This window comes from Pseudomonas sp. 10S5 (assembly GCF_035019745.1).
In the GTDB taxonomy this organism is placed as follows: domain Bacteria; phylum Pseudomonadota; class Gammaproteobacteria; order Pseudomonadales; family Pseudomonadaceae; genus Aquipseudomonas.
In genome coordinates this window covers 149,304-174,310 of sequence record NZ_JASJVL010000010.1, presented here as the reverse complement: position 1 = coordinate 174,310, position 25,007 = coordinate 149,304, and the positions used below count along the sequence as shown (strand labels likewise).

Genomic DNA, 25,007 nt, shown 5'->3' with positions numbered 1-25,007 from the left:
GAGCATACAAACTAGCGTCTGTCCCGGCTTTGATGCTTGATGCAACAACCACCTTGATAACTGCATATGACGCATGGGAAGCGGGGAAAACTTGATAAGCTAAAAGTGAATGATCATTTGTTTAGCAGCCTTTTTATTATTGCAGGTATTTTATTGTACCTGCCTGCTCTATGGCCAGGAGCGCATTATAAGGAGATAATTACTCCCCCACGAGATACTTAGGCTACTATTTGTATATCCTCGCATGCTTCGCTTTGCACTGGAACTACCTTGAGAACAACTACATTCCATTTGTAGGAGTGAAGGAGAACCCCATTATGGCCGGAGCATCACTCCTCGTCATGTTCGCTTACTTCTTCACCAGCCCAGTACCATGGAAACGAAAAAGCTGGTTCTCACGCGATCCTATGCCAGTAGTTTTGCCCTGCCCCAGCCCGGACCGCCGAAAGACCTACCAGAGACGAGCGTTGGCCAAATGGGAAAAAAAACCTGTAAAAAATTTCATAGTATATGTCGTGATCACTGTTTTATTTATTCTGTTCTGGTTGAAACCACTGCAAGACTGGCTTGCGCGACCAGATACTATAATTCCGAAATCCAACGGGGGAGCGTTTGGTCCCAATGGGGTTACCTCATATATTTTTATACTGCTCGCCTTTATGATTTATTTACCTTCTCTCTGGGCAAGGTTTGCGCTTTCGGGCGAAGGATTTTCAGTCGAAAAATCCACCGCTGCATTGGTTTACAACATTTTCTGCGCGATATTTCACCAAGAGTTTTTGAACGATGGGAAATTTCTATTCTTAAACGTTATCGATAAATCGATGGTTGGCTGTCATTTTGTATGATCATTCTTCATGCTGAAGCTGTAGCTTATCCATGGAGTAGAAGAATATTATTCTGGAAAATCTTTTAAATTAACAATGAAAAACTTTATATTTTGAGGTTTTATGAGAATTGCAGATAATTTTATCCGTGTTTTAATTTTTTTTAGGAAGGGCCGGAGTGATTATCTGTTGCTCTGTATTTTATACTGTTATTGCCGGGAATATATTATTGAGGATCGCAACATTAACACCCATTCAATCGCGATATGTCATGGGCGTGTTCTTTGTATCCCTTTTGGTCACTGGGACTTATGCAATGCGTGCTTATTTGAAAAAGCCGGGCCGGAAAATGTTTTGAATCCAAAGTGAATAAAGCATGCAGGGAAATGAAAGTTGCTTATTGAAAAAATAGGCGCTGAGTTTTGCCTGACATTCAGCTATGAATGGCCTTCGCAGACAAGCCTGCCCTACGATGTTTTCGTGCCGAAATTCGTGTCGTACGAAAACCTCGCGTTAGTGGAAGAAAATATGATGTTCAGATATTTGACTGCCCCAGACTGACGGGGGCCAAGTCACCCTGTTCTCTCTGGATATAAAAATCTACTTATGGATCGGAGCGCAGCGTGCAATCAACTATTTTGAGAATGATCTTCTAGGCAAGGGTAATGCTAGATTTACGCTGCTGAATTTCGTGTGGATGCTGGTTGGGCTTAACATGTGGTATTCCATGCCCAACGCCCTCATTTTCATGGAAATATTGCATGGTGGAGTTGTTTAGGCTGGACCCACAGGATGTGTAATTCGCCAACATCTCCACCGCCCGCCCCACCGCTTTCGCAGGCACGCCTGCTCCCACCAAATTTGGCCAGCTGCGCATAAAAAAACCCGAACACTAAGTCCGGGTTTTTTCTTCACATCATCAAAACCACTAGTGCAAGATCTGGCTCAAGAACAACTTGGTCCGGTCGCTCTGCGGGTTATCAAAGAACGCATTAGGCTCGGCTTCTTCAACAATCTCGCCTTTGTCCATGAAGATCACTCGGTTTGCCACGGTACGGGCGAAGCCCATTTCGTGGGTTACGCAGAGCATGGTCATGCCGTCTTCTGCCAGGCTGACCATGGTGTCGAGCACTTCCTTAACCATTTCTGGATCGAGGGCCGAGGTTGGCTCGTCGAACAGCATGATTTTCGGCTTCATGCACAGAGCGCGAGCAATCGCCACGCGCTGTTGTTGACCGCCGGACAGTTGACCCGGGAATTTGTGCGCCTGCTCTGGAATGCGTACACGCTCCAGGTAGTGCATGGCGATTTCTTCCGCTTGACGCTTGGGCATCTTGCGCACCCACATTGGGGCCAAGGTGCAGTTCTGCAGAATGGTCAGGTGCGGGAACAGGTTGAAGTGCTGGAACACCATGCCCACTTCACGACGAATCGTTTCGATCTGTTTGAGGTCGTTGGTCAACTCAGTGCCATCGACCACGATCCGGCCTTGCTGGTGTTCTTCCAGACGATTGAGGCAGCGGATGGTGGTCGACTTACCCGAACCCGACGGGCCGCACAAAACGATACGCTCGCCTTGGCGGACGTTCAGGTTGATATCTTTGAGTACGTGGAACTGGCCGTACCACTTGTGTACGCCTTCCATCTGGATCATGCCTTCGGCGCCCAGAGGCAGTTTGCTCACTTCAGTCATCACAAAACTCCTAACGCTTGTGGCCTGTGTCCAACTTACGCTCCAAATGCATGGAGTAGCGGGACATGCCGAAACAGAAGATCCAGAACACCAGCGCAGCGAAGACATAGCCTTCGGTGGCCATACCGAGCCATTTCGGGTCGGCGGCTGCTTGTTTGACACTGTTGAGCAGGTCGAACAAGCCGATGATGATCACCAGGCTGGTGTCTTTGAACAGGGCAATGATCGTGTTGACGATGCCCGGAATCACCATTTTCAACGCTTGCGGCAGAATCACCAGGCCCATGCTGCGCCAGTAACCCAAGCCCATCGCAGCGGCCGCTTCGTACTGACCTTTAGGGATGGCTTGCAAGCCACCACGTACCACTTCAGCCACGTAGGCCGACTGGAACAAAATCACTCCGATCAGTGCGCGCAACAGTTTGTCGAAGCTCATGCCTTCTGGCAGGAACAACGGCAGCATCACTGACGACATGAACAATACGGTGATCAATGGAACGCCGCGCCAGAACTCGATGAAGGTCACGCAGACCACGCGAATCGCCGGCATGCTAGAACGTCGACCAAGGGCCAGTACAACACCTAAAGGCAATGCGCCGGCGATACCGACGGTGGCAATCACCAAGGTCAACATCAACCCGCCCCACTGGCTCGTGGCCACTCTGGTCAAGCCGAAAATGCCGCCTCGCAAAAGGAAATAAGCCACGATCGGATAGATCACCAGAAAGCTGAAGCCATAGATCGCTTTGCGGGTCATCATTTTCATGAACAACGGCGCAACGCCGACGACGGCCAATATAACCGTCAGGTTCACTCGCCAACGCAGTTCAGGCGGGAAATAGCCGTACATGAACTGGCCAAAGCGCTGCTCGATAAACACCCAACATGCGCCCGACTTGGTGCAGTCTTGGCGGGTTGTACCCACCCAATTGGCATCGAAGATCGCCCAATGCAGCAACGGCGGCACGATGAGCCAAATCAGGTAAAACGCCAACAGCGTTAACAATGTGTTGAGCCAGCTGGAGAACAGGTTGGCCCGCATCCACGCCACGGCGCCCACGCTCATTTTTGGCGGCGTCATGTCGGGTTTGAAAGAATGAGTTGTCATGAGCTTTTCCTCACCGCTCGATCAGCGCAATGCGCTTGTTGTACCAGTTCATCAACAGCGAAATGCTGATGCTGATTGCCAGGTACACGCTCATGGTGATCGCAATCACCTCAATAGCTTGACCGGTCTGATTGAGCACCGTACCGGCGAACAACGAAACCATTTCCGGGTAACCGATACCCGCCGCCAACGACGAGTTCTTCGCCAGGTTCAGGTATTGGCTGGTCAGCGGAGGAATGATCACGCGCAACGCTTGCGGGATGATGACCTTGCGCAGGGTTGGACCCGGACGCAGCCCCAACGAACGAGCGGCCTCGGTCTGCCCGTGGCTGACCGATTTGATCCCGGAGCGCACGATTTCAGCGATAAACGCAGCCGTGTACACCGTCAAGGCAATGGTCAGCGCCAGCAACTCCGGGATCATTACCCAGCCACCGACGAAGTTGAACCCTTTGAGTTCAGGCATTTCCCATTGCAACGGGCTACCGACGATCAGCACGTCCAGTGCAGGGATGACCAGAAACAGGGCCAACCCAACCCAAAACTTGTGAAAAGGAACGCCAGTGGCTTCGAACCGTTTGGTCGCCCAGCGAGACATAAACACGATGGCTACTATTGCCAACACAATACTGGCAAAAAACGGCCAAAAAGCGTCAGTCAAAAGAGCACCGGGCATATTCAAGCCACGATTGCTGAAGAAAAACATGCTGGCGAAGCTGTAACTGCTACGAGGCCCTGGCATGGTCAAGAAGACCGCGAAGTACCAGAATAAAATCTGCAGCAGCGGCGGAATGTTACGGAAGACTTCTACATAAACAGTCGCCAGCTTATTAATCATCCAGTTGGACGATAGCCGTGACACGCCGACGATGAAGCCCAGCAGCGTTGCCAGTATCACGCCGATAAACGTGACCAGCAGTGTGTTGAGCAAACCGATAACAAAAACGCGCGAGTAGGTGTCCGATTCGACATAGGGAATCAGATGCTGAGCAATACCGAATCCGGCGCTGCGATCAAGAAACTCGAAGCCAGAGGTAATACCGCGGTGTTGAAGGTTTGTCTGGGTGTTATCGAACAGATACCAACCCATGAAGACCACCGCGACAATCGTGATGATCTGAAATAGCCACGCACGCACTTTTGGGTCGCTGAGGGAGAACCTCTGCTTGGGTGCGCCGATTTGATTTTGCATGAAGTGCCCCAGGAAAAAATGCAACAGACAGCGCTCGGTAACCGTTATGGATTACCGAGCGCAGGGCCTATCAGCGTACTGGTGGTGCGTATTGGATGCCGCCATTGGTCCACAAAGCGTTCATACCACGGTCGATCGCCAGTGGTGTGGCCTTACCGAGGTTTTTCTCGAAGATTTCACCGTAGTTACCGACTTGCGAAACGATCTTCACAACCCAATCTTTAGGTAGCTTCAGGTCTTTGCCGTACTCGCCATCAACACCCAACAGACGAGCAACGTCAGGGTTTTTGCCGTTTTTGACCAGATCCATAACGTTTTTCGACGTTACGCCGGCTTCTTCAGTGTTCAGCAGAGCGAAGCCAGTCCAGCGCACGATCTCCATCCAATCTTCGTCGCCCTTACGTACAACCGGCCCCAAAGGTTCTTTGGAGATAGTTTCAGGCAGTACAACGTAGTCTGCCGGCGAAGCCAGTTTGCTGCGCTGTGCGTAAAGCTGGGATTTGTCGGAAGTCAGAACGTCGCAACGGCCGCTTTCCAGCGACTTGGCACTTTCGTCGGAGGTGTCGAATGTGATCGGCGTGTACTTCAGGTTGTTGGCGCGGAAGTAGTCAGAAACGTTCAGCTCGGTGGTGGTGCCGGCCTGAATACAGATGGTAGCGCCATCCAGTTCCTTGGCGCTTTTCACACCCAGTTTCTTGTTGGCCAGGAAACCCACACCGTCGTAATAGGTAACAAAGCCAGGGAAGATCAAGCCCATGCTTGCATCACGGGAGCTGGTCCACGTGGTGTTACGCGACAGAATGTCGATCTCGCCCGATTGCAGCGCGGTGAAACGCTCTTTAGCGTTCAGCTGGCTGAATTTGACCTTGGTAGCATCACCGAAAACTGCAGCAGCGACTGCACGGCAGAAGTCTGCGTCGATACCTTGGATGACGCCTTTGGAATCAGGCACCGAAAAACCTGGCAGGCCATCACTGACGCCGCACTGAATAAAGCCCTTCTTCTGTATCGCATCAAGGGTAGTGCCCGCCTGAGCGAAGCTGCTTACGCCGAGAATTGCAGCGGCAGTCAGTACCGCCAGGGTAGATTTCAACATCTTCATTCAACAAACCTCCAAGTTTTGCTCTTGTTGTGTAGAGCTTCAGTCCCGTCGCACCCTTGTGAGGCATTGCTGACCCGTGTCGGCTTATTTTTGGGTCAATGCTACGTAAGACCTAGGCCAGGATCGCGTCCGAGATCTACTCGACACCCGATTAACCTTAGCCCGCAATCAGTCAAATGGATTGAAGCCCCATGATGTCCGCTGGACCAATCCGGTACAAAACGAACTGTACGCAGAATCTTGATGCATGGATTCAGTGCCTACTCCAGCCATCAGCCACCTGATAGTGTTACCGCCGGAGCAAACGCATTCACTCAGGGGGTTTCATAGCAAAGCCCGTACCAGCACGCTGGCGATGTCGAATTAACGACAGGTCAAGTCCAATACTTGTAACCTTGCGACATCTTATTAACTATTTATTTCAATTGCGCACCGCGTCAACGCACTAAAACAGCGCGTGCGCACATTAATGGAGCAACAATGAGCGACCCTTTGATTCTTGAGCCCATCAACGCGGCCGATGCCTGCGTGATCTGGTTGCACGGTCTTGGTGCCGATCGGTATGACTTCATGCCGGTTGCAGAAATGCTCCAACAAACCTTGCTTACTACACGCTTCATCCTGCCTCAGGCACCGGACCGTGCCGTCACAATCAACGGCGGCTATACCATGCCCAGTTGGTACGATATTTTGGCCATGAACCCTGCGCGGGCCATTAATCGCGAGGAGTTGGAGGTTTCTGCACTGATGGTGTTGAACCTGATCGAAGCGCAACGTGACAGCGGCATCGACCCGGCACGGATATTTCTGGCAGGCTTTTCTCAAGGCGGCGCGGTCGTTTTACACGCCGCTTTCTTGCGCTGGCAGGGACCGTTGGGCGGCGTGCTTGCGCTGTCTACTTACGCTCCGACTTTTAGCGAACTACTGACATTGTCCGCGAGCCAAAAGCAGATTCCGGTGTGTTGCTTGCATGGTGACCGTGACGATGTGGTCAAAAATGCCATGGGCCGCGCTGCGCATGACGCCCTTAAGGCCTCGGGCGTAACCGTTACATGGCAGGAATACCCAATGGGGCACGAAGTGTTACCGCAGGAGATTACTGACATCGGAGTCTGGCTGGCACAAAAGCTTAGTTGAAAACTCCGTTGCGAGTGTAAGAAGCGAACTACAGCGCACTGTGAAGCCCTGACTTGACGCGTCCTGTAGCGCTTCCGGATGGCACTACGCCGCAGGAGGTTCTTGCTTTACACTGCCCGACGTACATTCCTTAATCAATTGATGAGATGACCGTGCTCAAAGCACTCAAAAAGATGTTCGGTAAAAGCGAGGTTGTGCAACTCGCGCCCAGCCCTATCGCCTCCTCGCCTGTTGCCGTCGGCCCAACCGATAGCGATCCACGGCAACGTAATCCCCATCATTCGGCACCTGTCAGCACGCCTGCCCAGGGTCAAGACGCAGACATCGTCAGCGCAAAACTTGCAACGCCAAAGCCAGAACGCCCCCGTCGTGAACGTGCGCCCAAACCGCCAGTCAGCACCTGGAAGCTTCAAGACTTTGTCGTTGAACCACAGGAAGGCAAAACCCGCTTCCACGATTTCAACTTGTCGCCTGAATTGATGCATGCGATCCACGACCTGGGCTTCCCCTACTGCACGCCGATTCAGGCTGAAGTATTGGGTTTCACCCTCGCGGGCAAAGATGCAATCGGTCGCGCACAGACCGGCACCGGCAAGACCGCCGCGTTCCTGATTTCGATTATCACGCAACTACAGCAGACCCCTCCGCCTAAAGAGCGGTACATGGGCGAGCCGCGTGCGTTGATCATCGCGCCAACCCGCGAACTGGTAGTGCAAATTGCCAAAGACGCGGCGCTATTGACCAAGTACACCGGCCTCAATGTCATGACCTTCGTCGGCGGCATGGACTTCGACAAGCAACTCAAGCAGCTCGAAGCCCGTCATTGCGACATTCTCGTAGCCACGCCGGGGCGCCTGCTGGATTTCAACCAGCGCGGCGAAGTGCATCTGGATATGGTCGAGGTGATGGTACTGGACGAAGCCGACCGCATGCTCGACATGGGCTTCATCCCACAGGTCCGGCAGATCATTCGCCAAACGCCGCACAAGGGCGAACGTCAGACCCTGCTGTTCTCCGCGACCTTCACCGAAGACGTAATGAACCTTGCGAAACAATGGACGACCGAGCCTTCAATCGTTGAAATCGAGGCTTTGAACGTTGCCAGTGACATGGTCGAGCAGCATATCTATGCCGTTGCCGCCGCTGACAAATACAAGTTGCTCTACAACCTGGTCACCGAGAACAATTGGGAACGGGTGATGGTGTTTGCCAACCGCAAAGATGAAGTGCGGCGCATCGAAGAGCGTCTGGTCCGAGATGGCGTCAACGCTGCGCAGTTGTCCGGCGACGTGCCGCAACACAAACGTATCAAGACTCTGGAAGGCTTTCGCGAAGGCAAGATTCGTGTGTTGGTTGCCACAGACGTGGCCGGTCGTGGAATCCACATTGATGGCATCAGCCATGTGATCAACTTCACCCTGCCGGAAGTCCCAGACGATTACGTGCACCGCATTGGCCGTACCGGTCGTGCGGGCGCCAGCGGCGTTTCGATCAGCTTTGCCGGCGAAGATGACTCGTATCAGTTGCCGTCCATCGAAGCGCTGCTGGGCCGCAAGATCAGCTGCGAAACGCCGCCGATGGAACTGCTGAAACCGGTCGTGCGCAAGAGTGCTGTGCCGCTGTGACCCCATTGTCTGTAGGAGCCAACGTGTTGGCCCCTACAGACTAGTTTCAGGCTTTACTGTCCCACCGCCCCGCCGCTGCATGATCACTGTCCCGGCCCTCTACCCAACGCGGCCCGTCACTGGTGTTTTCTTTCTTCCAGAACGGCGCTCGGGTTTTCAAGTAATCCATCACAAACGCACAGGCATCGAACGCCGCTTGCCGGTGTGCACTGGCGACGCCAACGAAGACGATGGGTTCTCCCTGCTCCAAAGCACCAATGCGATGCAGCACTTCCAGTTTCAGCAACGGCCAGCGCTGCTCAGCTTCAACCGTGATTTTGGCCAAGGCTTTTTCGGTCATGCCCGGATAATGCTCAAGGAACATGCCCGCCACTTCCCGACCGTCGTTGAAATCACGCACATAGCCCACGAAACTGACCACCGCACCGATGCCTACGTTGGCGGCGTGTAGCGCATTGACTTCCAGGCCCGGATCGAACGCCGCTGTCTGCACCCGAATCGCCATGTTCAGCCTCCGGTCACAGGCGGGAAAAACGCGACTTCATCGCCTGAAACCAGGGGTTCGTCCAGCTGACACAGCTCTTCGTTACGCGCGCACATCAGGTTCTGTTCAGCCAGAATTTGCCAGGCCCCGCCGCGCAACACCAAGTATTCACGCAGTGCCCGGACGGAGTGGTAGTCGCCCTCCGCCGTTTCAGTTTCCAAGCCCAACACCTCGCGAAACCGGGCGAAATACAATACTTGAACGCTCATTGAGCACCCGCCTCGTCGGCTACAAAGTGCCCACTCTTACCGCCAAGCTTTTCCAGCAACCGCACGTTTTCAATGACCATGCCACGGTCCACGGCCTTGCACATGTCATAGATCGTCAACGCAGCGATACTCGCGGCAGTCAGCGCTTCCATTTCTACACCGGTCTGCCCGGAAAGCTTGCAGCGGGCGACGATGCGCACAGCGTCGTTACCTTCCGCACTCAGCTCTACTTTGACCCCAGTCAGCATCAACGGGTGGCACAAGGGGATTAGATCAGAGGTTTTTTTCGCCGCCTGAATGCCGGCAATCCGCGCCACAGCAAACACATCCCCCTTGGGATGACCGCCGCTGACAATCAGTTGCAGGGTTTCGGGACGCATACGTACAAACGCTTCGGCCACCGCCTCACGGAACGTCACTTCTTTTTCAGTGACGTCGACCATATTGGCGCGACCTTGGGAATCGAGATGAGTCAGCACAACATTACTCCTGAGCAGGAGTGCGGAGTGTAAACCTAAAGTGAGGCACGCTAACAAACCTGTGGGAGCGGATTCATCCGCGAATACGGCGGTGCAGGCGATACCTCTTTAGCGCCTGATAAGCCGCTTTCGCGAATGAATTCGCTCCCACAGGGGTCCTCTATTGTCAGCAAACGTTCTTACAAATGACTCTCCGCATACTCAGCCAGGATCGAACGGGGTACCCCTTGCAGGGTAATGTGCACACCATTGGGGAAGTCTTTGAAACGCTCCGTCAGGTAAGTGAGGCCAGAACTGGTGGCCGACAGGTAAGGCGTATCGATTTGCGCCAGGTTACCCAGGCACACTACTTTGGAACCGGCACCGGCACGGGTGATGATGGTTTTCATCTGGTGCGGTGTGAGGTTTTGGCATTCGTCGATCCGCCGATCTGTCCTGACATAGGGCTTAGGTGCATAACCAACTGGTAAGAAAACCCAAAAAATAGCTATTACAATATATTTCAAATACGAATCTCGCCCTAGCCAAACACATATCTAGATCCTTGTAAATTATTGAAATAAAACAACAAAATAAACCAATTAAATTTAACAGACAGAAACTCCCTACAAGGACAAATGTTTTATCTGTAGGAAACATCACGCAATATTTTTATTGACTGAAAACATATAAATATTATTCTTTAACTCGTGGAGTCGAAAGACCCATTACCCCAACTAGAAAAGGAATTGATGATGCGTAAGATTAATCTGCAAACCCGTTTAACTGCACTCTCCAATAATGCTTACAACACTTTGATTACTCCTATGGACAAAAAATCGAAAATGGCCAAGTAATAATGTTGACGCTGGGCGGATAACCGCTCAGCGTCTTTTCCTCAAAGGAATCAGTCATGCGTGAATTCGTAATCAGTGAAGAGATAGTCATAACGCTCAATGATGGCGTTTTTGGTCTATGGAATTTAAATACCGGAGAGCAATACGAAATTCTTGAAAAAACATATCTTGATAGGATATTTGAACTCACTGAATATAGCCATCTTCCTTATCAAGCTCAACCTGAGGACGAGCTGCTGATTGAAGCCGGAATATTACTGCTGGCTGATCAAGCGCTTGATTATAAAAAGCTGGCCGCAGAACGTGGAAAGTGGGGATGGGATTTAATATCCAAGATATTTCATTATGGCAGCAAGCATAATTTCCCCTCTGAAATATCAAAACTAGAGGATACTGAATCAGGCTATATTGATTTCTGCCAGAGTATCGAAGACACGATGCCTGATTTGGAAACCGAGCGCGAAGGCAAAATAATCACTCTGCCTGATTATAACGGAGCGCCCATCCAAAATATGAATCTTCAAGGCGCCCTGTGGGAAAGAAGGACGAGTCGAAACTTTAGATTTGACGCAGTTCCTGTATCAATCGTAGCCGATATTTTGTATTCAACGTTTGGGGCAATTCACGGCGACTCCCACAAAGAAGAAATGGAAAAACGAGGAGTTAGGACAGTCGGATACAGACGATCATCACCCAGCGCGGGATGTCTCCAGGCAACTGAAGCATACCTAATCGCACTTAACGTCGATGGTCTAAGTAGAGGAATTTATCACTATAGATCACATCAACATGTGCTGACAGAAATAGACCTAGTGATTGATCCATCACTAGAAAAAATTCTTTGCTATCAGAGTTTTGCGATCGAAGCTTCATTTCTTATTGTTCTCACTACGAGATTCGATAAATTATGGTGGAAATACCCACATTCACGAGCATATCGTTCGGGACTATTGGATGTTGGCCATTTATCTCAAACCTTCAATTTGGTAACCACCGCTTACTCCCTTAACACATGGGTTACGGGATACTTTATAGACAATCTACTTAACGACCTCATAAAGGTTGACGGATTTAAAGAGCAGTCCATATTTGTAATGGCTGGGGGCCCCGGCTACTCAGACCCTTTAAGCCCTGGCGTATTACAACTCCTAAACTCGAATCCATGATAAAGGAAGTCGTGATGTGAGCAAAACTGCCCCTAGTGATGAGAAAAAAGAAAAATCAGAACACCTGCGCCTACAAGCAGATATCGCTTTGACAGAGAATAATTTTGCCGACGCCCATAAACGTTACAAACAAAGCCTTCTGCTTGACCCGACAAATGATAGAGCGCTCAACAATCTAGCGATTCTGCACGAGGAACAAGGCGAAATAAAACTAGCGCTAAGCTTCTACAAAAAGGCATGCGCAGCGAGTAAAACAACAGAAACACAGTTAAAATATTATCAGAATCTAGCTTCAGCATACGAATATAGCAACCAACATAGCGCCGCAGTGTGGACATACCAAGCCGCGATAAAACTCGAATCCAACTCAACAGGTGAGCTATCAAAAAACTACCTCAGATTACTACAGAGTCTACATATCGAATCATTTGACAGGGTTATTTTTGACTCTCTGGCTCCACTGATAGATAACACACTCTTGGATAAACAAGCGGTGGCAAATATTTATTTCGAACAGCTCGGACATCTAGTTACCCTATCAAGAGCTGGCGAGACAAAAAACATACTTAACACTTCAGATCTGCTTGAAGATAACGCCAACACATTAAAGCTCATTTCTACACAACTAGTTAACTCACCCATCATTGAAATGGAGATTCGCCGAGCGCGAAGAAAGATCGCGCGACAACTTATACAAGACTGCTACAACGGAAAGCATTTACCATTTCTGGCAGCTATGAGCGCCCAATGCCGTCTCAACGGCTACATCTACAAAATTGAAACTGAAGATCAGGAAATAATAGAGTCGTTAAAACTGTATCAGAGCGACGACAGCATTTCCACCTGCAGATGTAAAGCTATAGAGCGTGTATTGGCGTCTTACAGCCGTTACTCACCAAACGAAAGCTTTCCAGTAGGAGCCTATCAAGCTCACCCTGTAAACGCGAACAACCTGCACATAGGCAGTCCCGAAATCTTCGTTATGGCGTCCTGCAGAAAAAGAGAAATCACGGCTGATTTTTATGAAGCGTATCCCTATCCAGCGTGGTCGTCAGTACCTTATTACAGAGAGACAACGCTAAATGAAGCCCTTTCTCAGCTAAACGTTAATCGAACGTCTTTAAAAAATAACGGGGAATTTATACTCGTGGCGGGTTGTGGCACCGGAAGACACGCCATTCAATTAGCGCTTACCTATCCCGAAACTAATATTATCGGCTTGGATATTAGTATGGCAAGCCTACAGTATGCCCTGACCAAAAGTAGAGAGCTAAACGTCGCAAATATAACCTTTGTCCAAGGTAGCATCTACGATGTCGATGAGCTAAAAATAAAATTCCGGCTCATTGAGTGCATTGGTGTTCTGCACCATCTTAAATATCCGGTTAAAGGTTGCCGAGCACTTCTTTCTTCTTTAAAACCAGGTGGCGTTTTAAAATTAGGCCTTTATAGCACCTTGGCGAGACAGCCACTAAAGAAATTGGCTCAACAGTTTTCTGAGTCTGAAATTTCATTTTCGCCGAAAAATCTGCCGAGGATAAGAGATTTCATTTTACTTAATAGCTCCGCCGAGGCCTTTAATGAAATTATAAAATCACCAGATTTTTATAATCGATCTGGCTGTATGGATTTGTTTTTTAACCCACTAAAACACACCTATACAGTACAAAAAATATCTGAATTATTACATTTAACCAAAGCCACTTTTGCGGGTTTTGAACGGGCCGGCGAAAGAAATTCCCCGGGCTTCCGTCAATTTTATGACTCCACCTCGTTGGAAGATTTTTTTGAAAATTGGGACATATTTGAAAAATCGAATCCTAGTTTTTTTGGTGCCATGTATTTGTTTTGGCTTAAACCTAACCACACCTAACAAGAGAATTTAAATGAAAATACTAGGCGTCAATACCGGGCACGACGGCCACATCTGTTTGTTAGAGGACGGGAAGCTAGCATTTAGCCATGAAGCCGAGAAAAATAGTGGACAACGATATGCCCCTGTTTCTACGAAATCATTAATAGAAGCAACGCTAAAGTATTCCGATGATTTGGATGCGGTAGCTATAAGCGGTTGGGCGGAAGGGCACGACCCTCGAAACGCTCCTACCGACGGAGGTTATTTAGGCCTTAACTTCGAAAGTAGAGAATATAAGTTAGGCCAGAACTCACTGAAGTGGACCCACTGCAGCCATGAACTGTCGCACATAATTGCTTCTTACGCACTCTCTCCTTATGCGGACAATAAAATTGCGGGCGGGTGTGGGTTGAATTGCGAGTGGAACCGGATGTGGGAAAAATCGGGTCTATTTGATGCCGTTTTTGTTCCGCCATGCACCAATGACACAGGCGTAGGAATCGGAGCCGCAGCTGCGACTCAACATAACTTGACTGGAAAAGTAAAGATCGAGTGGTCCGTGTATTCTGCTCAGTCATTTATCTATGACATCCCAAAGAACAGTTCAGTTTTCCTGGAAAAACCTCTGTGCTTAGACGAGGTTTCCGAAACACTAGCCACAGGAGAGATAGTTTGCTGGGTCCAAGGCAACTGTGAAATAGGTCCCCGCGCCCTAGGAAATCGGTCAATTATCGCGGCCCCATTTTCTATCGAAACAACAGAAAAATTAAATATAATAAAAGAAAGAGAAAGATATCGGCCGATAGCACCAATCTGTATCGAAGAAGACGCTGGAATTTATTTTGAAGGGTGTGTTAAAAGCAAATATATGATGTCATTTTATAATGTTATCGACCGCAAATTAAGGGCTATCACACATATCGACGGAACAGCGAGAGTTCAGACCGTAACAGCAGTGGACAATCCTGCGATGTACGATTTGCTTTCCGCCTTCAAAACGCATTCCGGAGTGGGCGTACTCTGTAACACCTCTCTTAACTTCAAAGGTAGAGGTTTCATAAACTCCCACTCAGACATTGAAGCGTTCTGCCTTCAAAATGGAATATCGACTTATGTCATAAACCAAAATATGTATAGAAAAGCGAAGGCAAGCTAAGTGAATATTCCCAACATCGCTGGATACGGTTATCTGTGTGGTATCAGACTAAGCACCTCGGTTACGCTTTGGGTAGACTTCGTTCTAATATTTACAGTATTAACGTTTGGCTTCGATGCCTCTGCTGAAACGCTAGGACTCGCTGCTGCATTGTACGGGCTACCTCCTCTTTTATTGGGACCACTGTTCGGTGCTCTAGCAGACCGCACGAGCCCGTTCAAATTTATCTGCTGGAGCTTCCTTACTCGCTGTTTTGTTGCCTGCCTGTTATTTTCGGCGACGTCTCAAACAGTCTTCTTAGTCTTCGTTTTCATGAAGGGGCTCGCCAACCTAGGCTCAGGCTCTGCAGAGATAATCCTTACGAGAAAATTACTATCCAATGAAGATCTTGTAAAAAATATATCTCTCGTCACCATCATGGATCAATTTATAAAAGTGTGTTCTCCATTGGCGGCTGGCATCATAGCAAGCGTCGCAGACAAATCTTCAGGTTTTTTAGTATCAGCGGTATTTTCCTTGATCGGCACTATTTGCGTAATCGTTTTATCAATTACTCATTCCACATCCTCTGTCACTCAAAACCCCGAGATGAGGTCGTTCGGTAGTCTTGAGGCGTTCAAATCATTTTTCAAACATGGTCCTATTACAAGGCTATTTTTCATCTGCACCATGGTGCAGTCGGCTGTGCTTGGATGTTATGACTCTCTATTAAGTCTTTTCCTAAAAAATTTCGGCTTGGAGTCGTACGCCTTCGGGGCTGTCGTCAGTGCCACCGCAGTAGGCGGAATATTATCGGGGCTAATTTTCCCTAAAATTTATCCAGCCCGACTCTCACTCTGCTCCACACTTTCCCTATCACTTTTTGGGGTTGCCGTCATCTTGGCCGGTTTGCTTCCAACCATTCCTCACTTGGCCAATATAGTCGTCTTCATGTCACTGTTTCTTGTGGCGGGAATAGCGTACGGACTCACCGCCCTTGGATTTGGGATTACGCTGCAAAAATATTGCCCTGTTTCCCATCTAGGCGTTCTTTCAGCCACTGCTCGAAGCCTTTCCTTGGCGCTCATGATTACGACTCCAATACTGGGCGCTTGGCTATCCCGCCTTATAACAATTGGAGGAGTCTTTTGTTTCGCCGGTGTGTTCGCTGTTATCGTCGGGGCATGGCTATATTTTGAACATAGGGATCAATATCACTCTGAAAAAATCAGAATGCAGAGCGAGTAGATGCTGTCAGGCAAGGAAATCGGGCGGCCATTTTTAAACACAGCCGCCCGATCAGCGGTTACAGATGCGACTCCGCATACTCAGCCAGGATTGAGCGTGGCACGCCTTGCAGGGCGATGTGCACACCATTGGGGAAATCTTTGAAACGCTCCGTCAGGTAGGTGAGGCCAGAACTGGTGGCCGACAGGTAAGGCGTATCGATTTGCGCCAGGTTACCCAGGCACACTACTTTGGAGCCGGCACCGGCACGGGTGATGATGGTTTTCATCTGGTGCGGTGTGAGGTTTTGGCATTCGTCGATGAGGATCAGGCTTTGCTGGAAGCTGCGGCCTCGGATGTAGTTAAGGGATTTGAACTGCAACGGCACTTTGCTGAGGATGTAATCAACACTGCCGTGGGTATTTTCATCGTCCATGTGCAGCGCTTCAAGGTTGTCGGTGATGGCGCCTAACCAAGGCTCCATTTTCTCGGCTTCGGTGCCGGGCAGGAAACCGATCTCCTGATCCAGACCTTGCACGCTACGAGTCGCGATGATGCGGCGATAACGCTTGCTGACCATGGTCTGTTCGATTGCAGCGGCCAACGCCAGAATGGTTTTACCGGAACCGGCTGCACCCGACAGGTTGACCAAGTGGATATCAGGGTCAAGCAAGGCGAACAACGCGAGCCCCTGATAAATGTCACGTGGTTTGAGGCCCCAAGCTTCCTGGTGCAGCAAAGGTTCTTGGTGCATATCCAGAATCAGCAATTCATCAGCTTTGATGCCTTTGATCCAACCCACAAAACCCTGTGCATCAATGATGAATTCATTGATGTGTACCGCAGGCAGGTTATCGGTGAGCTGCACGCGGTGCCAAGTGCGTCCGTGATCCTGGCGAGTTTCAACCTTGCTGACACGGTCCCAAAAAGAGCCGGTCATGGTGTGATAACCACGCGACAACATGGAAACGTCGTCGACCAGTTGATCAGTACTGTAATCCTCGGAGGCGATCCCACACGCCCGCGCCTTGAGGCGCATGTTGATATCTTTGGTCACCAGCACCAGACGCAAATCCTTGTTGCGCGTGTGCAGGTCGATCAATTGATTGATGATGATGTTGTCGTTCAGATGTTCAGGCAACAAGTTGTTGGGCTCATGCCGCTTGTTCATGAGGATCGACAGAAAGCCCTTGCAGATACCGGTGCCGCGATCAATCGGTACGCCTAACTCAACCTCCTCTGGTGTAGCGCCGCCCAATGTTTTGTCGATCAGTCGAATAGCTTGACGGCATTCGGCAGCGACGGAGTGCTTCCCCGCTTTGAGCTTGTCTAACTCCTCAAGCACGGTCATGGGGATGGAAACGTGATGCTCTTCGAAGTTCAATAAAGCATTTGGATCATGGATCAGTACGTTGGTATCAAGCACGTACATAATTGGCTGGTCAGATGAAGGGGTGCGTCCGTGATCATCCATACTCGCTCACCTTTTTTAGAAGCCAAGCGACGCAATACTGCACAGTACTGCGCCACGATAAGGCCGCCGAACTCTCCTCTTCAGGCAGGGGAGACATGCTCAAGATGGGTCTGGGATGACGCCACCTGTGTTGCAGGTTTCGGCGATCTACAGTGGTAATACCGCAAAAGGCATGACAGTAAAAAGCTCTTTGACACTTTTTTGAAGTTTATTTTGCGGTGTGACGAATAGCCCTTGGCGGCGCGCTCCAGCACCGTTAAAGTCGGAAGTCCGCCCGATCCAAATTGCTAAAAAAATTCAATTCCTCCCTCCACTCAAATGGATGCACAGCCCGACCTACCGGGCCTTTCAGGGATAATGGTGGCAATCCTGCCATTGAAGTCCACTTTGTGCAGTGCTGGCGAGCAACCAAGGCAACGCTGTTTCGATTTTGTTGTTGATGTCATGGAATACGACCACCCCCCGCCGCCACAGCAACATCAACGTCAGCACCCGTTGGCCAGCCTGCTCAGCTGAGATAGCACGGCTCCAATCTTCCGAATCGATATTCCATAACGAGACTTTCAAACCTTGAGCGCGGAAGAACTCGGCGCTGTCGGACCGACGTTGACTGTAGGGCGGTCGGAACAACGGTACGTAATTTTCTGGCAGCGCTTGCTGCAACAATGCCGCACTGCGCATTACTGAGCTCTGCCAGTCGACCCATTGGCTGTGCGAGCGGTATTGCCAGCCTTGCGACCCAACACATTGTTGTTTGTACAACGCCTGCATATCGGCCGCCGAGCTTTCGCTTTCACGTGTCTGGAAAGTTTTCCCAAGCACAAAGAACGTGGCATTGAGTTTGCGCTGACGCAGGTAATCGGTCAGCCAGTCGGTGGTGCCATCCACCACGGTCGGGCCGCTGTTGAAGCTGAGCAGGAAGGTGCGATCGCCGAGTTCATCGCCGGTCAGTTCGTCAGAGTTATAGCGTTCGATCTCGTTGCTGGTCAGCGGAAACAGTGCCGCCATATGCAGGAGCTCGGTCAGGTAACGCTCATGGAAGGCATGACTGGGGAGATCCCAAGCGGCGTAAAACGAGTCATCGGCGATCTTGAACTTGGTGGCTTGCTCGCGGAGCATCGCCATGTCTTCGACCAACACACAAAACGAAGCGTCCTGTTCGCAGCTTTGCTGGGCATATTGATAGTTCTCCAACAAACGCGTCCATAAGCGCCGACGGATCAGATTCAGCGAAACCATGTTGATTTTTCTTAGGCCCAATCTCGCTTTAAGAGCGTTTTCATCCTGGCCTTCACTCACAACCAACGCATGGGCAAACGCCAGGATTTCGGCGCGCGATGCGACATCGAATAATGCGGGGGTGGCCAATTGTTCCGGCCATACGCTGCGATCAATCGTCGCCAGCGGTACCGGGCCAGCAGCGTGGGCGTTGAGCCAGAACAGACCGGCCAAAATAAAAAAAACAAAGCGCACAGTCACATCCCCAGAAATACCTCGCGGCGCACTATAACCTGCCCATGACCCAGGTGAGCCACAGATGCTCTTTAGAAGCCAACTTGTTGGCCAGAGGCGTGAAGCAGCCTGTCGTTTAGCCCCCTCGCCAACAAGTTGGCTCAGAATCTATCGCCACTGACCTTGCGTTGTACCCTAGAATCGCGCTCACGATTCCAGGAGACGATTTTATGCTGATGGTGATTTCCCCGGCCAAAACCCTCGACTTTGAGACCCCGCCGGTCACGAAGCGCTTCACCCAGCCGCAGTACCTTGACCATTCTCAAGAGCTGATCATCCAGCTGCGGGAGATGGCGCCAGCCCAAATCGCCGACTTGATGCACCTGTCAGACAAACTCTCTGGCCTTAACGCCGCTCGCTTCGGCAGCTGGACACCTGATTTCACACCCGAAAACGCCAAGCAGGCGCTACTGGCGTTCAAAGGTGATGTTTACACCGGACTCCAGGCAGAAAACTTCACCGACGCCGATTTCACTTACGCCCAAGACCACCTGCGGATGCTTTCTGGCCTGTATGGTCTATTGCGCCCGCTGGACTTGATGCAACCGTATCGGCTGGAGATGGGCACCAAGCTGGCCAACGCTCGCGGCAAAGACTTGTATGCGTTCTGGGGCACGCAAATCAGTGAGTGGCTGAACCAGGCGTTGCTCGAACAAGGCGATGATGTGCTGCTGAACCTGGCGTCAAACGAGTATTTTTCAGCGGTGAAACGCTCGGCACTCAACGCCCGAATCATCAATACCGAATTCCGTGACCTGAAAAACGGCCAATACAAAATCATCAGCTTCTACGCAAAGAAAGCGCGCGGCATGATGAGCCGGTTTGTGATCAAAGAACAAATCAGCAACCCCGAAGCGCTGAAGCAATTTGATGCCCATGGCTATCGCTACAGCCCTGAGCAGTCGAAGACCGACACCTTTGTTTTCCTGCGAGACACCCCGACCGAGTTACACCGATGATCGGCAAGGTTCCTTAGTATGTGCATATCCCAAATCAGCCATTAAAACCTAAACGGCTACTCAGGGCGCAAAGTCTGGATGTCGGTCAATGAGTGATCTGGCGGTTGGTCAATCCCACCTGCACTTCTGTACGATGCCGAACATCTGTATCAAACAAGGCGTTTCTTAATGCTGATTGGCATCGCGCTAATCCTTATATGGCTCGTCCTGCTACAGCGCTACCCCACCAAAGCCTTGCTGGTGTCGTTGGCGGCGGCGCTGTGTCTAGGGCTAGTGACGTTGTGGGTCCTGTGGCAGGACAGTCAGGACACCCGGCAGTTGGAGCGGCTTGAGCTGCGCCTGAGTTATTCGCCTGAACGCTGTCCAGCTGATAACCCTTTGCGGGTTCAATTACACAACGGTAACAACCAACCACTGTTGGCATTGCAATGGCGCGTAGCGGCCTATCGACCTGGCGACACGGTGAACCTGGCCGATGATGTCTATGCTGCACCTCGTTATCGCGGCCCCGGTGAATTAAAGGCCGGGGGAGATTGGCAAGACTGTCTACCAATACCGCCGTTGCGGCCCGGTTATCGTGCAGAAACGGTCGAGTTTCGGGCTGAGCATTTACAGGGCAATTTCTAAAAAACAATAAGGGAAAACTATGCCTATCGCTCTCATCACCGGGTGTTCCAGTGGCATTGGCCGGGCACTGGCAGACGTGTTCAAAACGGCGGGCTATGAAGTGTGGGCCACTGCGCGTAAAGCCGACGATGTAGCAGCGCTGGATGCCGCTGGATTTTTCGCCGTTGAGTTAGACGTCAACAATGGCGAAGCCCTTGAGCGCCTGAAAATGAAGCTCGCAGCCCACGGTGGGCTTGACTTGCTGATTAATAATGCTGGGTATGGCGCAATGGGTCCGTTGCTGGATGGCGGTGTGGAGGCCATGCGGCGGCAGTTTGAAACCAACGTATTTTCGGTGGTCGGCGTGACCCAGGCGCTGCTCCCATTGTTACGCCAAAGTAAGGGAATGGTGGTAAACATTGGCAGCGTTTCAGGGGTTCTGGTGACGCCATTTGCGGGTGCATATTGCGCCTCGAAAGCCGCCGTGCATGCGCTCAGCGATGCGCTACGCCTGGAGCTGGCGCCGTTCGGCATCAAGGTTATGGAGGTCCAGCCCGGGGCTATCGACACGCGCTTTGCCAGCAATGCGACCCGTGAAGCTGAGTTGTTGATCGCTGAGTCTTCGCCGTGGTGGCCGTTGCGCGAGGCGATTCGCGCCAGAGCCAATGCCTCACAAGGCAATCCGACATCTGCCACGGCATTCGCCCTCGATTTGCTCAACGCGGTGAAAAAACGAAAACCGCCACGCTTGCTACGCCTGGGAAACGGCTGCCGAGCGCTGCCATTGATAGCGGCGCTAGTACCCAAAAGTTTGCTGGAAAGAGGACTGCGCAAGCGGTTTGGTTTAGACAAAGTATTGTGAACAAACCCATTCTCTGTAGTAGCCACCGAAAAAGGTCTTGCGATTTCATTGACTCAGTCCCACAGCAGCTCAGGCAGCCATAGGACAATAGGCAGATTCATCACAACCTTCGTCGGGCTCTGCAGAATTATTTTTATCAATAAGCAATGCGCGTTTGACGACTATCAGTTAACCCCTGGGTTAACAATCACGGTGCAGGTGCTGCCCGCCGCCAACACCACGCCGTCGGGCACGCTGTCCAAATGGATCCGCACTGGCAGCCGCTGCGCCAGGCGGACCCAGTTGAAGGTCGGGTTGACGTCGGCGATCAGTTCGCGGCTCTCCGGGTTATCACGGTCATAAATCGCACGGGCAATGCTTTCCACGTGACCCTTGAGTAACTGACCGCTCATTAGCTGCATGTCAGCCGGGTCACCCACACGGATGTGCGGCAACTTTGTTTCTTCGAAGAAGCCGTAGACCCAGAACGAGTTCATGTCGACGACGGCCATTTTCGCTTCGCCAATTCGCGCGTAATCACCCCGATGCACGTTGAGGTTGGTAACGTAGCCGTCCACCGACGCCACCACCTTGGTGCGTTGCAAGTTGAGCTCTGCTGCCTCAAGTTGCGCCTGGGCCAACTGATAATCGGCTTGAGCTGAAACGGCTATATTGCTGGCATCGTCGCGACTTTCACGGGAAATCACCAGGCTGTCCATGTCTGCGCGGCGGCTGGCATTGAGCTTGCGCATCTCCCAGGTGGCTTTGCGTGAAGCGACGTTCGCCTGTGCCTCTTTAACTGCGATCTGGTAATGATCGGGGTCGATCTGCATCAGCAAATCGCCCTTCTTCACTTGCTGGTTATCACGCACTGGCACATCGACCACGGTTCCAGTCACGTCGGCCGCTACGTTGATCACATCGGCGCGCACGCGACCATCGCGGGTCCACGGTGTGTTCATGTAGTTAACCCACAGGCTGTGACCTATCCAAATGGCCAAGGCCAGGACCAGTAACGTGGCGGTCAGACTGAAGAGCTTTTTCATCCTGGTTCTCAAAGAAAGGGCGGAGGCAAAAAGGGTGTTGCAAACAGCCGGACTTCAACCGTAAACCGTCAGCCCCAGCACCCCGAAAATGCAAGCAAACATGCTCAGGCGCAACAGCGCCGGGTGCCAGAAAAAACGGTACAGATCAAACGCCGACAGAATTCTGTCCAGCACCCAGGCCAATACCGTCGCGACCAAAAACATCACGGTCACCGTCGGCATGTAGAGACCGTGGAACGCTATTTCACGAGGCATGCGGAAGTCCTTGCGGCTCACGGTTGGCAGCGTACGCAGCCAGGGGTGATTGCGGATCAAGTAACGAAGTACGGATGAAGTGCAGATAGCTCTCAACCCTGCGTAACGCTGAAGTTTCAAAGTGCGGGGCGAAGGGTTCGTCGGTTAGCTGCACGCAGACGATAGCGTGATTAACCGCGCTCAAGCTGCGTTCAAGGTTGTTCCTACCAGGCTGAACGAACAATCGTACCAACGAACGCCCCATAAGCCGGATCGCATGGCGCCAAGGCTGGTAATGGGCATAGCACGCGAAATCCGGCAGCACCTCTTGTTCACGGCGCAACTCGATAATCGCGTGACCCACTTCCAGCACCACGAACATCCAGCGCAATAATCCGCGCTGCACCTGCGGCTGGCCGGCGGCCAGCCCATAGGCCTGGTGCAGCAGATCGCGGGTGCGGCTTTCGAAACCCGGGCCCAAGCCGCGTAGGGGTGCGCTGATGGCGAACAACACTTGCCGACGCAGATGAAGTTCCAGCCGACGCCACAACCAGCGGCTGTTGGGCGGCAGGATGATTGCCCCTGCTGCAGCACAGACCAACATGCCGATAATCATCGCGATGTAATCATTGACGTAAAGGTACGGGTCAAAAAGGGTCATGTTGCTGGGTATCGATTCAATGCTGAAAAATATCAGCAACCCAAGTCCGATACCGGCCCATTGGGGCCGGGAGGCCAGGAAGGCACCAATGACGAACACCGGAGCCAGCACCACGCAAAGCAACGGAAAGCCGTCGATGAAGGGGAAAATAAAGAAGGTTTCGACGAAGCCGAACACCGCTGCCATCAGCGTGCCGCAGGCCATTTGGAATGCCATACGCTTGGGGTTCGGTGTAGTGGCGGACAACGCAACCGTTGCCGCCGACACTAAGATCATGGTCATGCCGCTCGGCCAGGCCGTGGCCAGCCAATACGCGCTCAGCGCGCCGACGATGAATACCGCACGAATCCCCGATGCTGCTGACGACAACCAACTGGTGGTGGACTTGAACGACTCAGTCCACTGCTCGCGAACATGATGGTGATCGCCCAATGACGCATGGGTTTGCGCGTAGTTGTGCAGGTCGTTGACGAAGCGGTACAGCAGCTCAAACGCGGTGTGGAAATCCAACAGGTCTGCGGGGCTAGGGCGGCCCGCGACCAGCGTCTCACGCAGGCTGCGCACCTGATCAGGCAAGCTGATTTTATAGGCCGCCAATTGACGCTCAAGTGACGCGGCATCAGCAATGGTCAACGCCCGTCCGGCAAAACCGTCGAGCAGTTCAGCCAGGGTCGCAAGACCCGGGTCGATGGCCGACACCACTTGCGTCAAGCCCCGTGAGCGTAACCGTTCGAGCAATTGATGCAGGGCGTTGAAGCGGGTGGTAATGGCCATGAATTCGCTGTTCAGACGATTCAATCGGCCGTTGCGACGACGCATGTGCGGGTCTTCAAACACCGTGACGCTGCGCAGACCTTCCAACCCGACGGCTTCGGTGATGAAGCGAACGTTGCTTGCTTCGAAGGCCGTCCGCTCACTGAGGCCGCGTATGCCATCAGCGGCAAATCGGGCAAACACGCCGAAACGTTGATAGAGCGCGTTACGCATGGCGGCGCTAGTGCTTTGCGGCAGGATCGCGGCGCTGACTACGGTCGAGCAGACAATTCCAAGGGAGATTTCCAGCACCCGCCAGACGGCTGCCATGAAGGCGCCTTCGGGGTGCGCCAATGCTGGCAAGCCGATCATCGCTGCGGTGTAACCGGCGAGAACAAAACTGTACGCCCGCAGGTTTCGATAACGCGCAGCGCCCGCCGAACAAAAGCCAACCCACAACGCCAGGCTGCCGAGGAACAGCTCGCTGTTTTGGGCGAACAAAGACATTAACAACACCATCATGGCTGAGCCGGCCAAGGTGCCGATAATCCGATAGAAGCTTTTAGCGAACACATGTCCGCTTTGCAGTTGCATGACGATAAAGACGGTGATCATCGACGTGCGCGGTTGCGGCAGTTCTAGACGAAGCGCGATCCAATACGTCACGAAGGCCGCAAACAGCACTTTAAAAATGTAAATCCAAGTCACCCCGTCGCTGCGTGCCCATGCGAAAAACTCGCGGCGCCATTCCAGGGAGCGAAAAAAGCTAATCATGTGCGCAGCCAA

Annotated in this window: 22 protein-coding genes and 1 pseudogene; 10 read left to right on the top strand and 13 right to left on the bottom strand. The window is 51.7% G+C overall.

What is annotated here, in order from left to right; translation table 11 throughout:
* Nucleotides 1–317: 317 nt before the first annotated feature.
* Complete coding sequence (locus QN378_RS13365; protein WP_322201282.1) at nucleotides 318–848, top strand: hypothetical protein; 531 nt, start codon at nucleotides 318–320, stop codon at nucleotides 846–848.
* A 907-nt stretch (nucleotides 849–1,755) separates the two neighbouring features.
* On the opposite strand, the gene QN378_RS13360 is transcribed toward QN378_RS13365, so the two are convergent.
* The 4 genes from QN378_RS13360 to QN378_RS13345 form a co-directional block, all read right to left on the bottom strand.
* A complete protein-coding gene (locus QN378_RS13360; protein WP_322201280.1) occupies nucleotides 1,756–2,520 on the bottom strand; it encodes an amino acid ABC transporter ATP-binding protein in 765 nt (254 codons plus the stop codon).
* Nucleotides 2,521–2,530: 10 nt separating this feature from the next.
* On the bottom strand, nucleotides 2,531–3,628 hold the full coding sequence (locus tag QN378_RS13355) for an amino acid ABC transporter permease (protein WP_323548942.1): 1,098 nt from the start codon (nucleotides 3,626–3,628) through the stop codon (nucleotides 2,531–2,533).
* Nucleotides 3,629–3,638: 10 nt separating this feature from the next.
* Complete coding sequence (locus QN378_RS13350; RefSeq protein WP_322201276.1) at nucleotides 3,639–4,820, bottom strand: amino acid ABC transporter permease; 1,182 nt, start codon at nucleotides 4,818–4,820, stop codon at nucleotides 3,639–3,641.
* 70 nt (nucleotides 4,821–4,890) lie between these two features.
* Nucleotides 4,891–5,922, bottom strand: coding sequence for an amino acid ABC transporter substrate-binding protein (locus QN378_RS13345; protein ID WP_322201274.1), 1,032 nt, complete (start codon nucleotides 5,920–5,922; stop codon nucleotides 4,891–4,893).
* A 480-nt stretch (nucleotides 5,923–6,402) separates the two neighbouring features.
* On the opposite strand from QN378_RS13345, the gene QN378_RS13340 reads away from it, so the two are divergent.
* Together QN378_RS13340 and rhlB are read left to right on the top strand one after the other, a co-directional pair.
* On the top strand, nucleotides 6,403–7,059 hold the full coding sequence (locus tag QN378_RS13340; RefSeq protein ID WP_322201272.1) for an alpha/beta hydrolase: 657 nt from the start codon (nucleotides 6,403–6,405) through the stop codon (nucleotides 7,057–7,059).
* A gap of 146 nt (nucleotides 7,060–7,205) precedes the next feature.
* Nucleotides 7,206–8,684: an ATP-dependent RNA helicase RhlB gene (gene rhlB, locus QN378_RS13335; protein WP_322201270.1), complete on the top strand. Its 1,479-nt coding sequence runs from the start codon at nucleotides 7,206–7,208 to the stop codon at nucleotides 8,682–8,684.
* A gap of 46 nt (nucleotides 8,685–8,730) precedes the next feature.
* Here rhlB and moaE read toward each other — a convergent pair whose 3' ends face one another.
* From moaE to QN378_RS13315, 4 genes and pseudogenes are all read right to left on the bottom strand, one after another.
* Complete coding sequence (gene moaE, locus QN378_RS13330) at nucleotides 8,731–9,189, bottom strand: molybdopterin synthase catalytic subunit MoaE (RefSeq protein WP_322201268.1); 459 nt, start codon at nucleotides 9,187–9,189, stop codon at nucleotides 8,731–8,733.
* Nucleotides 9,190–9,191: 2 nt separating this feature from the next.
* Nucleotides 9,192–9,437: a MoaD/ThiS family protein gene (locus QN378_RS13325; RefSeq protein ID WP_322201266.1), complete on the bottom strand. Its 246-nt coding sequence runs from the start codon at nucleotides 9,435–9,437 to the stop codon at nucleotides 9,192–9,194.
* On the bottom strand, nucleotides 9,434–9,916 hold the full coding sequence (moaC, locus tag QN378_RS13320; RefSeq protein ID WP_322201264.1) for a cyclic pyranopterin monophosphate synthase MoaC: 483 nt from the start codon (nucleotides 9,914–9,916) through the stop codon (nucleotides 9,434–9,436). Before moaC ends, QN378_RS13325 begins: the two co-directional genes overlap by 4 nt.
* Nucleotides 9,917–10,095: 179 nt before the next feature.
* Nucleotides 10,096–10,338: pseudogene (locus QN378_RS13315) on the bottom strand (PhoH family protein); the annotation flags it as partial.
* 470 nt (nucleotides 10,339–10,808) lie between these two features.
* Between QN378_RS13315 and QN378_RS13310 the strand changes: the two are divergent.
* From QN378_RS13310 to QN378_RS13295, 4 genes are read left to right on the top strand one after another with little or no spacing between them, the layout of a single operon-like run.
* The gene (locus QN378_RS13310) at nucleotides 10,809–11,918 is read left to right on the top strand and encodes a SagB/ThcOx family dehydrogenase (RefSeq protein WP_323548937.1); all 1,110 of its coding nucleotides are present in this window, start codon (nucleotides 10,809–10,811) and stop codon (nucleotides 11,916–11,918) included.
* A 16-nt stretch (nucleotides 11,919–11,934) separates the two neighbouring features.
* Nucleotides 11,935–13,791: a methyltransferase domain-containing protein gene (locus QN378_RS13305; protein WP_323548935.1), complete on the top strand. Its 1,857-nt coding sequence runs from the start codon at nucleotides 11,935–11,937 to the stop codon at nucleotides 13,789–13,791.
* Between the two features lie 13 nt (nucleotides 13,792–13,804).
* Nucleotides 13,805–14,929 carry a carbamoyltransferase C-terminal domain-containing protein gene (locus QN378_RS13300; protein WP_323548933.1) on the top strand — a complete coding sequence of 375 codons (1,125 nt, stop codon included), beginning with the start codon at nucleotides 13,805–13,807 and terminating at the stop codon, nucleotides 14,927–14,929.
* Nucleotides 14,930–16,156 (top strand): MFS transporter, encoded by a 1,227-nt coding sequence (locus tag QN378_RS13295; protein ID WP_323548932.1) that lies wholly within the window; start codon nucleotides 14,930–14,932, stop codon nucleotides 16,154–16,156.
* A gap of 58 nt (nucleotides 16,157–16,214) precedes the next feature.
* On the opposite strand, the gene QN378_RS13290 is transcribed toward QN378_RS13295, so the two are convergent.
* Together QN378_RS13290 and QN378_RS13285 are read right to left on the bottom strand one after the other, a co-directional pair.
* Nucleotides 16,215–17,609: a PhoH family protein gene (locus tag QN378_RS13290; RefSeq protein ID WP_323548931.1), complete on the bottom strand. Its 1,395-nt coding sequence runs from the start codon at nucleotides 17,607–17,609 to the stop codon at nucleotides 16,215–16,217.
* Between the two features lie 348 nt (nucleotides 17,610–17,957).
* Nucleotides 17,958–19,082 (bottom strand): polysaccharide deacetylase family protein, encoded by a 1,125-nt coding sequence (locus QN378_RS13285; protein WP_323548929.1) that lies wholly within the window; start codon nucleotides 19,080–19,082, stop codon nucleotides 17,958–17,960.
* Between the two features lie 209 nt (nucleotides 19,083–19,291).
* Between QN378_RS13285 and yaaA the strand changes: the two genes are divergently transcribed.
* From yaaA to QN378_RS13270, 3 genes are all read left to right on the top strand, one after another.
* A complete protein-coding gene (gene yaaA, locus QN378_RS13280; RefSeq protein ID WP_322201250.1) occupies nucleotides 19,292–20,080 on the top strand; it encodes a peroxide stress protein YaaA in 789 nt (262 codons plus the stop codon).
* Between the two features lie 168 nt (nucleotides 20,081–20,248).
* A complete protein-coding gene (locus QN378_RS13275) occupies nucleotides 20,249–20,707 on the top strand; it encodes a multidrug transporter (RefSeq protein WP_322201248.1) in 459 nt (152 codons plus the stop codon).
* 19 nt (nucleotides 20,708–20,726) lie between these two features.
* Nucleotides 20,727–21,548 (top strand): SDR family oxidoreductase, encoded by an 822-nt coding sequence (locus QN378_RS13270; protein WP_323548927.1) that lies wholly within the window; start codon nucleotides 20,727–20,729, stop codon nucleotides 21,546–21,548.
* A gap of 164 nt (nucleotides 21,549–21,712) precedes the next feature.
* Here QN378_RS13270 and QN378_RS13265 read toward each other — a convergent pair whose 3' ends face one another.
* From QN378_RS13265 to QN378_RS13255, 3 genes are read right to left on the bottom strand one after another with little or no spacing between them, the layout of a single operon-like run.
* Nucleotides 21,713–22,573, bottom strand: a complete 861-nt coding sequence (locus tag QN378_RS13265; RefSeq protein ID WP_322201244.1) for an HlyD family secretion protein — start codon at nucleotides 22,571–22,573, stop codon at nucleotides 21,713–21,715.
* A 54-nt stretch (nucleotides 22,574–22,627) separates the two neighbouring features.
* Nucleotides 22,628–22,828, bottom strand: coding sequence for a DUF1656 domain-containing protein (locus tag QN378_RS13260; protein ID WP_323548926.1), 201 nt, complete (start codon nucleotides 22,826–22,828; stop codon nucleotides 22,628–22,630).
* Nucleotides 22,818–24,995, bottom strand: a complete 2,178-nt coding sequence (locus QN378_RS13255) for an FUSC family protein (protein ID WP_323548925.1) — start codon at nucleotides 24,993–24,995, stop codon at nucleotides 22,818–22,820. Before QN378_RS13255 ends, QN378_RS13260 begins: the two co-directional genes overlap by 11 nt.
* Between the last annotated feature and the right edge of the window lie 12 nt (nucleotides 24,996–25,007).